Here is a 634-nt window from a genome sequence, read left to right on the forward strand (position 1 = left end):
AAGAAGAATGCGAAGGAAGACAACGCAAATAATCTCTATAACTTTTCACATCCTTCACAGGAAAAGAATGGTCAATATAATGGTCATGCAAACAAGTCATGATATCGTAAGGCTTTTCCCAACCGCAATAAACCTCGACCCCATTCCCAAACATATAACGAATAGCCTTGGTCTCATAACGTGCCTTCAATCGCACAGCCTTTATATTGAACAGATTTTCAAGCCTCTGTACTTCTCTCTCTATTTCTCTATATTTTTCCTTCTTTACCATATMCATAACAATCTCCGACCCTCAGTTTGTGGGGTACTGGAAACTTATTGTAGCAGATAGAAATCAATATTTGACTTGTCATAGTGTCCGACTATGACAATTACATTGTCGTCGGTCCTGCKGAGCTTCAAAGATACCAGTCTGCAAGCTCCTGAAAGGCGTCCTGATTAGCTTCGAAGTATTCGGAATCCTGAACCTCAATAGGAGGCTCATCAAGCTCTACGGGGTCTTGTAGACGCTCTATGTCGAGAACCTTTGACAGCATCCCATCTTCTAAGACGCTACCCCCACCTCTACCCATGTGAGATATCGTGTAAGTGTCAAGCATATATGCTTTTGCGGAATCATCCACCGCATTGATAT

General features: G+C 42.1%; 2 protein-coding genes. Both read right to left on the reverse strand.

The window, feature by feature from the left end; translation table 11 throughout:
• A partial coding sequence (locus KP705_RS16050; RefSeq protein ID WP_215764960.1) for a hypothetical protein occupies positions 1-277 on the reverse strand: 277 nt, incomplete at its 3' end.
• 121 nt (positions 278-398) lie between these two features.
• Positions 399-634 (reverse strand): hypothetical protein (locus KP705_RS16055; protein WP_215764961.1); only part of this gene is annotated, 236 nt, incomplete at its 5' end.

Source organism: Gluconobacter sp. P1D12_c (assembly GCF_018812105.1).
In the GTDB taxonomy this organism is placed as follows: Bacteria; Pseudomonadota; Alphaproteobacteria; order Acetobacterales; family Acetobacteraceae; genus Gluconobacter; species Gluconobacter oxydans_A.